The 14,557-nt window shown below is 66.5% G+C and carries 16 protein-coding genes; 6 read left to right on the top strand and 10 right to left on the bottom strand.

Annotated elements, in window-relative coordinates; all coding sequences use genetic code 11:
- Positions 1 to 28: 28 nt before the first annotated feature.
- The 4 genes from HYG95_RS19920 to HYG95_RS19905 form a co-directional block, all read right to left on the bottom strand.
- Positions 29 to 1,348 carry a hypothetical protein gene (locus HYG95_RS19920; RefSeq protein WP_181699906.1) on the bottom strand — a complete coding sequence of 440 codons (1,320 nt, stop codon included), beginning with the start codon at positions 1,346 to 1,348 and terminating at the stop codon, positions 29 to 31.
- On the bottom strand, positions 1,345 to 1,725 hold the full coding sequence (locus tag HYG95_RS19915; RefSeq protein ID WP_181699904.1) for a hypothetical protein: 381 nt from the start codon (positions 1,723 to 1,725) through the stop codon (positions 1,345 to 1,347). The genes HYG95_RS19920 and HYG95_RS19915 overlap by 4 nt, the downstream gene beginning before the upstream one ends.
- Positions 1,726 to 1,737: 12 nt before the next feature.
- On the bottom strand, positions 1,738 to 2,262 hold the full coding sequence (locus HYG95_RS19910; RefSeq protein WP_181699901.1) for a DUF3558 domain-containing protein: 525 nt from the start codon (positions 2,260 to 2,262) through the stop codon (positions 1,738 to 1,740).
- A 105-nt stretch (positions 2,263 to 2,367) separates the two neighbouring features.
- Positions 2,368 to 2,994, bottom strand: coding sequence for a maleylpyruvate isomerase family mycothiol-dependent enzyme (locus HYG95_RS19905; protein WP_181699899.1), 627 nt, complete (start codon positions 2,992 to 2,994; stop codon positions 2,368 to 2,370).
- Positions 2,995 to 3,062: 68 nt separating this feature from the next.
- Between HYG95_RS19905 and HYG95_RS19900 the strand changes: the two genes are divergently transcribed.
- From HYG95_RS19900 to HYG95_RS19885, 4 genes are all read left to right on the top strand, one after another.
- Positions 3,063 to 3,500, top strand: coding sequence for a MarR family winged helix-turn-helix transcriptional regulator (locus tag HYG95_RS19900; protein WP_181699897.1), 438 nt, complete (start codon positions 3,063 to 3,065; stop codon positions 3,498 to 3,500).
- A gap of 158 nt (positions 3,501 to 3,658) precedes the next feature.
- Positions 3,659 to 4,819: an FAD-binding oxidoreductase gene (locus HYG95_RS19895; protein ID WP_181699895.1), complete on the top strand. Its 1,161-nt coding sequence runs from the start codon at positions 3,659 to 3,661 to the stop codon at positions 4,817 to 4,819.
- 17 nt (positions 4,820 to 4,836) lie between these two features.
- On the top strand, positions 4,837 to 5,595 hold the full coding sequence (locus HYG95_RS19890) for an FAD-binding oxidoreductase (RefSeq protein ID WP_181699893.1): 759 nt from the start codon (positions 4,837 to 4,839) through the stop codon (positions 5,593 to 5,595).
- Positions 5,592 to 6,290 (top strand): DUF4279 domain-containing protein, encoded by a 699-nt coding sequence (locus HYG95_RS19885; RefSeq protein WP_181699891.1) that lies wholly within the window; start codon positions 5,592 to 5,594, stop codon positions 6,288 to 6,290. Before HYG95_RS19890 ends, HYG95_RS19885 begins: the two co-directional genes overlap by 4 nt.
- A 7-nt stretch (positions 6,291 to 6,297) precedes the next feature.
- Here HYG95_RS19885 and HYG95_RS19880 read toward each other — a convergent pair whose 3' ends face one another.
- The 5 genes from HYG95_RS19880 to dnaK form a co-directional block, all read right to left on the bottom strand.
- Complete coding sequence (locus tag HYG95_RS19880; protein WP_181699889.1) at positions 6,298 to 7,467, bottom strand: globin domain-containing protein; 1,170 nt, start codon at positions 7,465 to 7,467, stop codon at positions 6,298 to 6,300.
- A 408-nt stretch (positions 7,468 to 7,875) separates the two neighbouring features.
- Positions 7,876 to 8,223, bottom strand: a complete 348-nt coding sequence (locus HYG95_RS19875; protein WP_181699946.1) for a heat shock protein transcriptional repressor HspR — start codon at positions 8,221 to 8,223, stop codon at positions 7,876 to 7,878.
- A 125-nt stretch (positions 8,224 to 8,348) separates the two neighbouring features.
- Complete coding sequence (dnaJ, locus tag HYG95_RS19870) at positions 8,349 to 9,524, bottom strand: molecular chaperone DnaJ (protein WP_181699886.1); 1,176 nt, start codon at positions 9,522 to 9,524, stop codon at positions 8,349 to 8,351.
- 21 nt (positions 9,525 to 9,545) lie between these two features.
- Positions 9,546 to 10,115 (bottom strand): nucleotide exchange factor GrpE, encoded by a 570-nt coding sequence (grpE, locus tag HYG95_RS19865; protein ID WP_181699884.1) that lies wholly within the window; start codon positions 10,113 to 10,115, stop codon positions 9,546 to 9,548.
- Positions 10,112 to 11,959: a molecular chaperone DnaK gene (gene dnaK / locus HYG95_RS19860; protein WP_181699882.1), complete on the bottom strand. Its 1,848-nt coding sequence runs from the start codon at positions 11,957 to 11,959 to the stop codon at positions 10,112 to 10,114. Before dnaK ends, grpE begins: the two co-directional genes overlap by 4 nt.
- 277 nt (positions 11,960 to 12,236) lie before the next feature.
- Between dnaK and HYG95_RS19855 the strand changes: the two genes are divergently transcribed.
- Both HYG95_RS19855 and HYG95_RS19850 read left to right on the top strand, forming a co-directional pair.
- On the top strand, positions 12,237 to 12,473 hold the full coding sequence (locus HYG95_RS19855; RefSeq protein WP_255495559.1) for a type II toxin-antitoxin system RelE/ParE family toxin: 237 nt from the start codon (positions 12,237 to 12,239) through the stop codon (positions 12,471 to 12,473).
- The gene (locus HYG95_RS19850) at positions 12,473 to 12,748 is read left to right on the top strand and encodes a helix-turn-helix domain-containing protein (protein ID WP_220139629.1); all 276 of its coding nucleotides are present in this window, start codon (positions 12,473 to 12,475) and stop codon (positions 12,746 to 12,748) included. Before HYG95_RS19855 ends, HYG95_RS19850 begins: the two co-directional genes overlap by 1 nt.
- A gap of 6 nt (positions 12,749 to 12,754) precedes the next feature.
- Here the strand turns inward: HYG95_RS19850 and HYG95_RS19845 are convergent, their stop codons facing one another.
- Positions 12,755 to 14,548 (bottom strand): dynamin family protein, encoded by a 1,794-nt coding sequence (locus HYG95_RS19845; protein WP_181699878.1) that lies wholly within the window; start codon positions 14,546 to 14,548, stop codon positions 12,755 to 12,757.
- Between the last annotated feature and the right edge of the window lie 9 nt (positions 14,549 to 14,557).

Here is a 14,557-nt window from a genome sequence, read left to right as displayed (position 1 = left end):
ATCTACTCTGTTCCATCGAGATCGGCACTCAGTCGGCGCCGATGACGGGCGGGACCATCTTGGGCAGGCTGTCCAGGCCGGTGAGCTCCTCGCCGTTCTCCTGTGTGACGAGGTAGTCGGGGATGTCCTTGGTCGACTCGTCGTCCTTGCCGCCGCCGCGCCCCGCGCCCGGGCCCATCATCCCGGGCATCCCGGAGCGGCCCGCAGCGCCCGCTCCGCCGCCACGGTTCGCCCCTGCACCGGCCGACGCGGGGTTGCCGGGTACCGCCGCACCCGCCCCCGGCGAACTGGCGCCGGGGGAACCGGCACCCGGCACGCCTGAGCCCGGTGAGCCGCCACCGGGAAGGCCTGTGCTGCTCGAACTTCCGGGAGATCCTGGAGTCGTCGATTGTGGGGTGGTCGCGGCGGGAGTCGTCGAGGCCGGGGTGGTCGACGAGGGGTCGGTGGCTTGTGGGGTGTCGTCCTCGGAAGAATTCTGGTCTTCGTCGTCGGCGGAGGTGTCGCCGGGCGTTTCGCCGGGGTCGGTCGCCGGGGTGACAGCCGCGGGCGTGCTCGGTGTCGCCGCGGGCTGACCGGTGGGCGAGTCTTGATCGCCGGGACGTGCACCACCACCGGGAATTTCGGGATCCCCAGCGTTGTCCACAGCCTTGGGGATCGGAATGACCGGAACATTCGTGTCGGACTCGTAAACGACCGGCGCATAGACGGTTTGGAGTACACGCACCGCCTCGACCCGCGCATTCTCCTCCGCCACATCGTCATCGCGCCACGCTCGGCCGGTGAACAGGCCGGTGAAGTTGTCGACGCCGCTGCGGTGCTCGGGCTTATGGGGCACAAGACGTTTCGTCGGTTCGAGGCCCGTCCGCAACTCGACCAGTTTGTTGCTGGTGAGGGCGGCCGCGGTGGTGACCCGTTTGCCCGTGGTGTCGTAGGCCGCGACGGTCTGGGCGGCGGCGTTCGCGGCCGAACCCGCCCAGACATCGGGCGACATCCCGCGCGAGATCTGCTTGCGGAACTCGTCGAGGGAGGTGGCGTTGCGGGTGGAGATCTCGGTCCACGCGCCGATCAGATCGTTGACGGCATCGAGATCGATCTTGTCGACCTTGGCGCGAAGCTCGGCGACGGTACCGGCGAACAGGTTGTTCTCGACGACCGTTCGCGGACGGAATTCGCCGTCGAAACCGAGCTGGCTCGCCTTCTGCCGGGTGACTGCGCGCTGGTCGTTGTATTCGTCCTGGATGTCGGCGATTTCGGAACCGTCGAGTTCGCCGTCGTCACCGGAGAAGGAGACCAGGTCGCGCAGCTTGCCGTAGAGGTCGAGGCCGTTGATGCTCTGCATGCCGGTCATGGGGTCACCTGCTCGGAGATGTAGTCCATGGCGTTGGCGTTTTCGATATCGGTTCCGGTGAGACGTTTGAACGAGAGGGCGAAGACTTCGCGCAATCGCTGCACGGCTTCGATGTCTTTGAGGATGACATTGTCGATCGAGTTCTCCTCCCCCGTCGCTTGGAGGAGAAACTTCCTTTCGAGGTCCTTTGCGATCTGGAAATCACCGAAGCCGCTCACAGCCTGTGTTCGTCGCACAGAATCGCGTAATCCGCGGAGGTCGTTCAGGCGCACGTCGCAGGCTTTGAACATGTGGTAGGCGGCGGCTTCGTCATTCAGATAGACCGCACCGGCCTTGGCTTGGCTCAGCAGGTTGTCGTACGGGTTCGCTTCGGCCATCGGGCGACCTGCCTACTTCGGGAACGTGGGCACTAGAACCTCGCCCACAGTCGCCAGAGTCGCGCACGGGTCCTCGAGGTCGTCGATCAATGGAGAGCCAAGTACCTGCAGTTGGACCACACCCTGCGAGCTCGGAAAGACGACGTCACAGTCGAGGTGCTTCGAGGCACCAGCGACCCGGAACTCGCGGCCTGATCGACCGGCAATGGTGACGTCACGGAAATCGACGTTCCCCGGCTTCTGTTCGAACTCCTCGACCTTCTTACTGGTCGTGTACACGGTGAGTGAGTAATTCGGGCCTTCCCAGCCACAGATCTCCCACCCCGATTGCGGAATACCCGCAACCCCCTTCTCCTCCGTCGCCGGGTCGACCCCCACCTCCGTCAACAACGCATCAGGAATCTCCGTACACGGATTCCACAACACCGGCTTGGCCGTCGTAGTCGTCCCCTTCGACGTCGACGTCCCGTCCTCGCATCCGGTCGCCCCGACAACCGCCAGACCCGCGAGCACTATCGCCATCCCCGCCCGTTTCATCCCCACCCCTTCTCGCCGGTCCACTGCTTTGACCTGGGAGATTAGCACGGGCCTCGGACCCGGAACCGGGCTCGAGGGGTGAGCAAACCGGCAGCAGCCGGCCTCTCATCGTGCGGTCAGCGACTCCACACCTGCGCCCGTCAGGGCGGGCAGAACGCTCGGTCTTCCGGTGAGAAGTAGGAGCAGATCCAGCGTGGAGCCGTGGATTTCGGGGCCGGTCCCAACGGCCCATGCGGAGTCGTCGGCCACGAGGGACACACCGCGTAGCCGGCGGCGGGCCCAGAACGGCCAGCCCATCGTCCAGACACGCTGTGCGGCAACCACACACGCCTGCGCGTCGACTTCGATCGTGCGCGAGAGCGGGCGGGCGATGTCCTGGGCGTGGACGATCACGTCGAAGTGGATGTTGCGATGGTCGGTGACCACGGGCAGGTCGCGGGAATCGGCCAGCCTCGCGAGTGCGGTGGCGAGGTCGGGGGTGGTGTCGGCGTAGCGGACGGCCAGGTCGTGGTTGAGGCGGTGGAAGCTGCCGTGGGCGCGGGCGGCCTCGCGCAGCATGGCGAGCGGGCCGGGGGGCTGGGGTGCCAGCGCGACGTGCGCGGCGACATCGCGGACGCGCCAGCCCGTGCACAGCGAGGGGGCGTCGAGTTCGGCGGGAGTGAGCTCGGCCAGGAGCCCGGCGATGGCGCGGCGCTGATCGGTGATGGTTCGCCAGTACTGATCGGGGTCCATGCTCGGCTCCTTGTAGTCAGCCTTTCTGACTAATATAGTCAGCATTACTGACCGAATCAAGGAGTGCCATGCCCGCTGACGAGCTCAATCTCGGAGTTCTGCTCTTCATCCCGTACCGGGAGATGGAGCGGCGGGTACTCGACGCGCTGAGCGAGGGCGGCTTCGACGACCTGACCCCGGCCCAGGCGCGACTGGTCGCGCGGATCGGGCCGGACGGGTCGCGGTTGACCGACTTGGCCGCCGAGGCGCAGGTCACCAAGCAGACCGCGGGGGTGCTCGTCGACCAGCTGGTGCGCGCCGGGTACCTGCGACGCGAACCCGACCCCAGCGACGGCCGCGCGCGGCTGCTGCGACCATCGGACAAAGGGGCACGGGCCGTCGAGGTCGCGAATCAGGCGGCGCGCCAGGTGGAGTCGGAATGGCTCGCCCACCTCGGGCCGCGACGGTCGACCGCGCTGCGCGGGGCGCTCGAGGAACTACGGAAGATCACCGACCCATATCGATGACGCGAACTCGCGGACGCACGGCAGCGCTGGGCATACGATCCGCGAGGCGTGATGAGCATCCCTGCACCGAGCTGGCGTTTTCAGGGGATACTTGAGACGGCGTCCGCCGCGGGGGCGGGGCTACCGGGCAACAATTCTAGGAAAGGGAGCTTGACGACGTGGATGCGCGTTCGCTTGCGCTGGTCCGCGCCGATTTTCGCGGAGTGATGGAGGCACCGGGCGGCCCCGAGCGGCTGACCAGGGCTTTTTACGGACACCTGTTCGCACAGGACCCAAGGTTGCGTGATCTCTTTCCGCCCACCATGGACATGCAGCCCAAACGGCTGACCACGGCGGTGCAGTTCGTCCTCGAACATCTCGACGACTTCGACCGCGCCCAGCGGTTCCTCGAGCAATTGGCGCGCGACCACCGCAAGTACGGGGTCGAGGCCGACCACTACGACATGGCGGGGCTCGCGTTGCTCGGTGCGCTGCGCACCTACCACGGCAACCGCTGGAACCGGGAACTCGACGAGGGCTGGCGCGATGTCACCATCGTGATCTCGGCGGCCATGGCGATCGGTGCCAACCAGGACAAATCGCAGCCGTACTGGGAAGCGACGGTGGTCGGTCATCGCCGGGTACTCGACGATCTGGCGATCGTCCGGCTGCAGGCCGACAGCCCGATCCCGTTCAAGGCGGGCCAGTACGTGCCGATCGCGGTGCCGCAACGGCCGAACATGTGGCGTTACCTCTCGCCCGCCATCCCCGCCAACCCGTACGGCGAGATCGAATTCCATGTGCGGCGGGTGAGTGGCGGCTGGGTGAGCCCGGCCATCGTGAACGACACCAAGGTGGGCGACCGGTGGAAGATCGCCGGACCGCTCGGCGGGCTGCAGGTGGACCGCGAATCCGGGCGTGACGTGCTGATGATCGGCTCGGGCACCGGGATCGCACCGCTGCGCGCACAGCTGATCGAGATGAGTCAGCGCGGTATCAACCCGCGCGTGCACTTCTTCATCGGCGGACGCTTCCCCGGGGACCTGTACGACGTGAACAACATGTGGCAGCTGTCGCAATCGAATCCGTGGCTCACGATCGTGCCGGTGTGCGAGGAGCCCGACAACCCGTGGTGGTATCCGCCCACCCCGTCGGAGCCGCCACCGGGCATGCACCGCAGGCTCACCGGGAACCTCGGTGCGGTGGTCACCAGTTTCGGCGCCTGGGCCGATCGGCAGATCCAGATCGCCGGATCAGCCAAGATGATCGACGACACCCGCCGCGCCCTCATCCGGGCGGGCACCCCGACCGATATCATCGCGGCCGATCCCGTCGGCTGACCGCGCGAAAGTGACTGATGAGCAACGAGTTTCCCCACCCCGCCTGGACGGCGACCGTTGTCGGTCATCATCGGCTGCGCAACGATCTGGCCGTGATCCGGTTGATCGGTGACTTCGTCCCGTTCGCCGCGGGCGGGTCGGTGGAGGTGGAAGTGCCGCAGCATCCGGGGGTGCGGCGGCGGCTGTCGCCCGCGCTGCCGCCCTCGCTGGACGGCAAACTTGAATTCCATGTGCGGACGGTGCCGGGCGGGTGGTGCTCGGGGTCGATCGTGGCCGACACCCAGCCGGGCGATCAATGGCGAATCAACGCACCGCACACCGTGTTCGCCGTCGATCCCGACGCGGCCGAAGTGGTGATGATCGCCGGCGGCACCGGACTGGCGCCGATGCGCGCCCAGATCCTCGACCTCGCCCGGCGCGAAACCCCGCCACGCACCTACCTTTTCTTCGGCGGCCGCAGCCCACGCGACCTCTACGCCGCCGACATGCTGTACCTGCTGTCGGGTGAATTGCCCTGGCTCACGGTGATTCCCGTGGTCGAAAGCCCCGACGACCCACCGATCCGCGACGAATGGCACGAACAGACCCGCGTCGACATCGGCTTCGCCCCCTCGGAAATGCTGCACGGCACCCTCGCCGACGTAGCCGCCGCCCACGGCCCCTTCGACCAGCACCAGGTCCTGATCTGCGGCTCCCCCGCCATGGTCGCCACCACCACCGACCGCCTCGTCGCCGGCGGAACACCCCCAGCCAACATCACCTCCGAAGGTGCTTGAACATCGCCCTTTTCGAGGTTGTCGCTTCACTGCGCCTGACCGGCACTTTCGACCCAGAGGAGATCACGGCGGCGCTATGTCGAGTGCCGACCGATCAGTGGCGAGCCGGACAGGCAGGGCCTACACCCGAACTGCGTAGGAGTTCCGATGGTTGGGTGCTCGAATTGGCTGCCTGCGCCGGTCACGTCGGCGAGCAGGTGAACCGAGCCCTCGACGAACTCGCGCCGATCAGTGACCGATTGCGGCATATTCTCTCGGCGCGAGAGACGTCCGGGTGTCTGAGCGTCGCGGTCGACACCGACGGGCAGGGCGGGCCGGTCATCGCCCTTTCGGCTGCGGCGCTGAGGCTGCTGGCAGCTTCCGGACTATCCCTGGATGTGGATGTCATCTCGGGGGCGACCGACGATCCAGACCCGGCCACTCCGGTCATACAAACCGAATCGACCGGGCATCCGGATGGGCCTTTCCATCGGACGGTCGTGAGCTGGTGCGCTGACGATGCGGTCAGCGCATTTCTGGACGAATGGCCTGACAGGTCGATGACTTCGCAAGACCGTCCTGGCGGCGAAATCTTGGTGCAAGCCGAAATGTCAGGGGGAAGCTTTCCTTCCATGTACTTCCACCCGCACCTGCTCGGCCGCCTTGCCTCGACCGCGATGTCGCTGCGGATCGAGACCTGTCCGCGCACGACCTGAGATCGGCTCAGAACAAGGGGTCGTGGCGGATGGATTTGGCTTGGGTGCCTGCGGCCATGAGGCGGAACTTGGTGGTTTGGACCATGGAGGGGGAGCCGACGATTTGGACGTCGCGGTCGGCCCAGGGGCCGAAGGCGGCTACTACCTTGCCGATCTGGCCGGTCATGCGGGGTTCCAGGCCGGGGAGTTCGACCTGGGGTTCGCCGGAATCGTAGTACCACCAGGGGTTTTCTTCGTTCTCGGTGACGGGGGTGACGGTGAGCCATTTGTTGGCGACGGCAAGTTGGCTCAGGACCTGGAGGTCGTAGAGGTCGCAGGGGTGGTGGCCGCCGACGAACAGGTGGACCTTCGGGTTCACCCGGCGCTGGGCCATCGCCATGATCTGGGCGCGCAAAGGGGCGATGCCGGTGCCGCAACCGATCATCAGCATCTTGCGCTTGGTGTTGCGCGGAACGCCGAGACCGCCGAGGGGTGCACCGAGTAACCACTGGTCGCCGACGGTGGTGTGCGACACGATCGCCGGACTCACCCAGCCGCCCAGCACACTGCGGATGTGGAATTCGATCTCGCCGTTGCTGTTCGCGGGATTGGCGGGTGACAGGTAACGCCACATACGCGGACGCGAAGGCACCTGCACACTGATGTACTGGCCTGCCGCGTACTCCATCGGATGCTCGAGCTGGACCCGGACGATCGACAGGTTGCGCAACACTTCGCGGCACTCGACGACGGTGGCGGTCCACGCGGCGGGGCTGGTTTCCTTGTCGGCGGCACCGATCATCGCGCCGCTGATATTGGCCAGGCCCTCGTCCCAGGCGGCGGCGACCTCGTCGGTCCACATCTCCTCGCCCACACACGAACGGATCGCCGACTTCAGCGAATTGGCCACCGCCACATAGTGCGCCGGTTGCACGCCGTACTTGCGATGGTCGCGCCCGAGCTGAGCGAGGAACGGCAACAGCTTGTCGGGCTCCTCGAGCCGGTCCAACGCGTAGGAGATCGCATGGACGAGGCGGTCGCGCTGGGCATCCATGGCGGCTGGGAAGAAATCGCGGACACCGGGGTAGTCCGTGAACAGGATCGAGTAGAACGACCTCGCCAGCGTCTCGGACCCACCCTCTTCCGCAGCAACCGCCTTGAACGTGGTACGGATCAAAGCGACAGTCCGCGAATCCATATGTGTCACAACCTCGTTTCGCCATCGAACGCTTGTCGCGCCGGCGAGTGACGGGCTGGGAGGACACTCGTCAGCAGCCGATGCGAGAAGTCTAGGCGAGGTTTGCCAGCTTAGGAATCGTACTCTTAAACATCACGCATGTAATTCTGACAAAACTGGATACAGACCCAGTGGCGCGCCAAAGAAACAGACCTAGAGCCCGTGAATGAGGCGTGGACGTGACCGATTGGGCCCGGAATTCGGACGTCCTCGCCGCGCGCTTCTACTTCCGGACGGCAAGATCGAAAATAAATGAGTTGCTGGATAGTCACCAGCCGATCGCCGGGGGTTGACCAGCACACGAACGAGCCCCCGATCCGCGACCGCCGTGGCGGACAAGCGAACCGGGGGCTCGGTGGAACGAGTGCCTCAGCGGCGATGACGTGGCTGCCACACCACGAGCGCGGTACTGCGTTGCGGCGGAGACAGATCGGGCCGGTAACCAGCCCGCAACCGCTCCAGCTCCGCGCTCATCTCGTCCACCCGCTGCTGCAGAGCCTCCACCTGATTGGTGAGCTCGATGATGCGTTTGATGCCCGCCAGGTTGACGCCCTCGTCCTGCGACAGCCGCTGCACTTCGCGCAACAGCTCCACATCGCGAGCCGAGTAACGGCGTCCGCCACCCGAAGTACGTTGCGGGGTGACCAAACCCAGCCGGTCGTAGGTACGCAACGTCTGCGCGTGCATCCCCGCCAACTGAGCCGCCACCGAGATCATGAAGAACTCGGCTCGCGAGGAACCCACAGACTTCGGAGCCGGATCCTGATTTGCGCCGCTCCCGACGCCCTCCGTGGTCACGCTGCGCTACCTCCTCCGGGCGCTGAGCTCGCTGCGCGGGGACATCAAGCACCTGCCCATCCTGCACGCGGATCGAAACCGCTCGCCTTCTCCGCCTCCTGGTACCGCTTCAGGGCCTCGGTCGCCTCGGCATCGAGAGCCTGCGGAACCGCGACCTTCACCGTCACCAGCAGGTCACCTGCACCACCGGCCGGACCGCGCTTGGGCACACCCCGGCCACGTACCCGCAGGATACGCCCGTCGGCAGTACCCGGGGGCACCTTCACACCGACCCGGCCGTCCAGCGTGGGCACCGAAACGGTTGTCCCGAGCACCAATTCGGCATAGCTCACCGGCAGCACCAGGGTGAGGTCGTCGCCCTGACGGCCGAAGACCTTGTCCTGACTCACGTGCACCGTGACATACAGATCACCCGACGGCGCGCCACGCAGGCCCGCCTCACCCTGACCGGCGAGCCGGATCTTCTGCCCGTCGCTGACACCCGGTGGGATGCGGACGGTGATGGTGCGGGTGCGGTTCTGGATGCCGGTGCCCGCGCAATCGGTGCACGGGTCGTCGATGATCGAGCCGGTGCCGCGGCAGTCGTCGCACGGTTCACTGAAACCGAACGCACCCTGATTGCGGCTCACCACACCCGCGCCGTTGCAATGCGGGCACACGCGCGGGCTGGTGCCCGGCTTGGCGCCGCTGCCGTGACACGTGGTGCACGGTGACGGACTCGTCATCCGCAGCGGAACGGTGACACCCTGGGCCGCCTCACGGAAGCCCAACGTGGTCTCGGTTTCCACATCGGCGCCGCGACGCGGACGGCTCGACGCGCGCCCGCCCCGGTTGAACAGGCCGCCGAGCAGATCGCCGAGGCCACCGTCGCCTGCACCGGCAGCGCCGGGCTGGCCGAAGATGTCGCCCAGGTTGAAGTCCTGCGAAAATCCGCCGCCCGCACCGGGAGTGAAGCCGCCGCCGTAGCCGCGCCCACCACCACCGGCGAACAGGCGCCGCGTCTCGTCGTACTCCTTGCGCTTGGCCGGATCCGACAGCACCGCGTTCGCTTCGCTGACGGCCTTGAACCGCTCCTCGGCCTTCGTGTCACCCGGGTTGGAGTCCGGATGCAGGTCACGCGCGAGCTTGCGGTAGGCCTTCTTGATCTCGTCCTGCGACGCGCCGGAGGAGACACCCAGCTCCTTGTAGAAGTCCTTCTCGATCCACTCCCGTTGACTCACCGGGCATCTCCTCCTCTCACGCTATTCGTTATCGGCGTCGGCATCCGAATCCGATGCCCCCGGGGTCTCGGGATCGGTTACCCCGACCATCGCGTGCCGAAGCACCCGATCGCCGAACCGATAGCCCTTGCGCATGACCACGCCGATCACCGGCTCCGAACCCGAACCCTCGTGCTGCACGGCCTCGTGCAGCGTCGGGTCGAACGGGTCACCGACAGCACCGAATTCGACCAGGCCCTGCTTGGTGAGCGCGGTCTCGAGCTTGTCGGCCACCGACTTCAACGGGCCCGAATCCAGGTCGCCGTGCGCCCTGGCGCGGTCCAGATCGTCGAGCACACCGAGCAATTCGGTGACCACGCTCGCCTTGGCCGCGTCGATATTGGCCTGGCGATCGCGCTCGACCCGGCGGCGGTAGTTCGCGTACTCCGCGGTCAGCCGCTGCAGGTCGGCGGTGCGCTCGGCGAGCTCGTCGCTCTCCGGTGCCGCCTCGACCTCGGGTTCGGTCTCGGTGTCGGACGCCGCCTCCTCAGCGGCGTCCGGCTCCTCGACGATGTCCTCGATCAATTCCTGTTCGGAGTTGGCCTCGGTCACTTCTTCTCCGTATCAACCGGCTCGTCGACAACCTCGGCGTCGACGACCTGGTCGTCGGCCGCGGTGTTCGGGCCCGCGCCATCGGTGGACTGGCCTTCGGCCGCACTGGCTTCGTAGAGCGCCTGGCCCAGGGCCTGCGACTCGGTGGCCAGCTTCTCCACCGCCGACTTCACGGCGGCGATATCGGTGCCCTCGAGCGCCTTCTTGGCGTCGGCGATGGCCTCTTCGACCTTCGACTTGGTGTCGGCCGGGACCTTGTCCTCGTTGTCGGAGATGAACTTCTCGGTCTGGTGCACCAGCGACTCGGCCTGGTTGCGGGTCTCGGCCTCCTCACGGCGGGCCTTGTCCTCGGCGGCGTGCGCCTCGGCGTCCTTGACCATCCGGTCGATCTCTTCCTTGGACAGGCCGGAGCCGTCCTGGATCTTGATCTTGTTCTCCTTGCCGGTGCCCTTGTCCTTCGCGGTGACGTGGACGATGCCGTTCGCGTCGATGTCGAAGGTGACCTCGATCTGCGGCACGCCGCGCGGGGCCGGGGGCAGGCCGGTCAGCTCGAAGGAGCCGAGCAGCTTGTTGTGCGAGGCGATCTCGCGCTCACCCTGGAACACCTGGATCTGCACCGACGGCTGGTTGTCGTCGGCCGTGGTGAAGGTCTCCGAGCGCTTGGTCGGGATGGTGGTGTTGCGCTCGATGAGCTTGGTCATCACGCCACCCTTGGTCTCGATACCCAGCGACAGCGGGGTGACATCGAGCAGCAGGACGTCCTTGACCTCACCCTTGAGCACACCGGCCTGCAGGGCGGCGCCCACGGCGACGACCTCGTCCGGGTTCACGCCCTTGTTCGGCTCACGGCCACCGGTCAGTTCCTTGACCAGGTCGGAGACGGCGGGCATACGGGTGGAGCCACCGACGAGCACGACGTGGTCGATATCGGCCACGTTGATGCCGGCGTCCTTGATGACGGACTGGAACGGCGCGCGGGTGCGGTCCAGCAGATCGGAGGTGATCTTCTGGAACTCGGCGCGGGTGAGCTGCTCGTCGAGGAACAGCGGGTTCTTGTCCGCGTCGACGGTGATGTAGGGCAGGTTGATCGAGGTGCTCTGGCTGGAGGACAGCTCGATCTTCGCCTTCTCGGCGGCCTCGCGCAGACGCTGCATGGCCATCTTGTCCTTGGTCAGGTCGATGCCCGAGCTGGCCTTGAACTTGTCGACGAGCCAGTTGACGATGCGCTCGTCCCAGTCGTCACCACCGAGGTGGTTGTCACCGGAGGTGGCGCGGACCTCGACGACGCCCTCGCCGATTTCCAGCAGCGAGACGTCGAAGGTGCCACCACCGAGGTCGAAGACCAGGATGGTCTGCTCTTTGTCGCCCTTGTCCAGGCCGTACGCCAGCGCGGCCGCGGTGGGCTCGTTGACGATGCGCAGCACGTTCAGACCGGCGATCTGGCCGGCTTCCTTGGTGGCCTGACGCTGGGCGTCCTCGAAGTAGGCCGGGACGGTGATGACCGCGTCGGTGATCTCCTCACCGAGGTAGGCCTCGGCGTCGCGCTTCAGCTTCATCAGCGTGCGCGCGGAGATTTCCTGCGGGGTGTACTTCTTGCCGTCGATCTCCACGGTCCAGTCGGTGCCGATGTGGCGCTTGACCGAGCGGATGGTGCGGTCGACGTTGGTGACGGCCTGGTTCTTGGCAGGCTGACCGACGAGAACCTCACCGTTCTTCGCGAACGCGACGATCGACGGAGTGGTGCGCGAGCCTTCCGAGTTCGCGACGACGACCGGCTCGCCGCCTTCCAGCACGGAGACGACAGAGTTCGTGGTCCCGAGGTCGATTCCGACCGCACGAGCCATAGTGGGTTCCTCCTGATAATTGACGACAACTGCCAGCAACGCTGAGCGTGATGCGCTCAATCCTGCCTGTCGGCTCCGCCGGGCGTCAACCCGAACTTGAGTGACATGCGCTCAACATCGTTGATCTGCACAACCAGCAGCTGCGGCGATTCATTCCCGCCACCCGAAAAATTCTTCCCCACCCGTCGGCCATTCTTGCTAGGAGGAGGCTCAGGTGCGACGGGTGATGCTGGATCGTGACGCCGACGAGCGCGTTCCCACACATCGACGGATGTGATTGTCCGGTCGGACCGACTGGCGACCGATGCGGTCCGTCGGCCTCGGGGTGTGCGAGATACGAGTTCGACAGGACAATGGCGCTTTCCGCGTCATCTACCTCGCGAAACTCGCTGATCGCATCCTTGTGTTGCACTGCTTCCAGAAGAAGACTCAGAAGACGGCGGATTCTGATCTGGCGCTGGCGACGAAGCGGTACGCGCAGGCCGGTATTGCGAGTGGGAAGGGAGAGCGCTGATGAGCGAGACGTTCGACAGCGTGTGGGATGCGATCGAGGACACCCCACAGGAAGCGGAGAACATGCGGTTGCGATCGCGGTTGATCATGGCGCTGACCGAGCACATCGAGCGGTCAGGATGGACACAGGTGGCGGCCGCCGAGAAGCTCGGCGTGACGCAGCCGAGGGTGTCGGACCTGATGCGCGGCAAGATCGGACTGTTCAGCCTTGATTCGCTGGTCAATATGGTCGTCGCTGCCGGGATGCACGTGGAGATGAGCGTGCGGGCCGCGTAAGGAGGACTACTTCGGCGCCAGCGGGCGGGCGGGGTTCGCGAGGGTGGTGGCGTGGTTGCGGAGGGCGGCTACGGCGGTGAGTTGTTGTTGGAGGGTTGCCGTGCGCTGGGTGCGGTGGGTGGCCTCGGCGGAGGCTGCTTCCTGGGCTGCGGTGAGGGACTCGTCGATGGAGCGGAGGCTGCGTTCGGCTATGCCCGCGTAGTGGTCGCGCAGGGCGCGGTGGATGCGGTGGATGCGGTCTCGGGAGTCCTTGCCCGCTTGGAAGGCCACGTCGTCGAGGAAGCGGCGGACGGCGTTCTTGGCCTCGGTGCGGCGGCGGGTGAGGCGGGCCTGCTTATCGTCACGGTACGCCTTGCCGCCCACGAGCACGCCCGCGCCGAGGGAGATGGGGTTCAGCAGGGCCAGGCCCGCGAAAGTCGTTGCGAGACCGACCATCAGGACGCCGCCGTAGGAACCGCGCATACCGACCAGGACCTTCGACAGAACGCCGATATCGGGTTCGAGGTCGCCCAGCGTGCCGGTGCGGTGAGTGGAGCCGGAGGGGTCCAAGGCGGCGGGGAGGTCTACGGTGCCCAGCTCGAGGAAGTGTTCGGCCACCTTGTCGGCCAAGGTTTCCGCTCTCGAGTGCGCCCAGAGCAGGTTGTCGCCCAGGGCTGAATCGACTGTGCTCGTGAGCCATTCGGTGATGGCACCCCAGTGGCGCCCGGGGTCGTGGTCGTCGATCCACTCCTCGCCGGTGCGAGCGATCTCGCGGAGGCGTTCGCGCAGGTCGTGGTCGACGTCGCCGGCCAGGTCGGTGATGCCGTCGGCGAGGGTTTGTTGCCAGGCGGCAGTGCGGCGATGCAGTTGCTGTGCGCGGGCTTTGGCCGACTGCAGCTCGCCGACCGCGGCTGCGGCTTGTCGCGGATCGCGCAGGGCGACGAGCTCGCTGCCGAGAGCCAGTGCCAGATGCTCGGCAGCCGAGGACATCTCGCGAGCGATGGCGGCGCGGGTCGCGGCTTCGTCGCGGGCGACCACCTGCTCACGCAGGAATTGATAGAGCTGCCCGTAACCGGACTCGGCGCCCAGCTGGGCGTCTTGCAGGCGCAGAGCGTGGGAGCGGAGCAGGGCCGAGATCGGGAGCAGGGGGAGGTCGAGGTTCGCCTTGCGCAGGTGCTCCCGGTCGGCTTCGAAGACCTGGCGCCAGTGCGGGTAGAGGTCGGTTTTCGACATCAGAACCGCTGTGGCCGGGCATAGTTCGGATGCTTGCCGCAGGAAGGTGAGCTCCGGGGAGGTGAGTTCGGTTGAGGCGTCGGAAATCACCAGGACGGCGTCGGCCGCTGGGAGCATTTCCAGGACACCGAGCGTGCCGGCCGTCGTTCGGGCGCCGATACCGGGGGTGTCGATGAGGACAATGCCGTCGGCGAGCAGGTCGGCGGGAAGGTGGACCTCGATGCGCAGGATTTGTTTGCCTGCCGCGGATCGGTGGTCGATCGAGGGCAGATCGGCGATCGGGAACTCGAGGCGCTCCTCCTCGGAAGATGCTGCAGCCAGCACCAATTCAGCGCGCGGCTGCGGTGCGTAGGCGAGTTGCATCGGGAAACGGGTGGTGACGTCGTCGCCCACGGGACAGATCTCGACATTGAGGAGCGCGTTGATGAAACGGCTCTTGCCCTGATCCAGCTGGCCCGCGACGACGATCCGCCGCCGCGGGTCGCGCACCCGGACCGCCGCCGTCTCCAGGCGGGCGACCAGGTCGTCGCGACCCGCGGCACGAGCCGCCGCGACAGTGTTGTCGAGAACCGACAGCAACGAATCCATCGGCCTGAA

The organism is Nocardia sp. GTS18, assembly GCF_013839555.1.
Lineage (GTDB): Bacteria > Actinomycetota > Actinomycetes > Mycobacteriales > Mycobacteriaceae > Nocardia > Nocardia rosealba.
The sequence above is the reverse complement of the archived record's forward strand: the minus strand, read 5'-3'. Positions and strand labels throughout refer to the sequence as shown.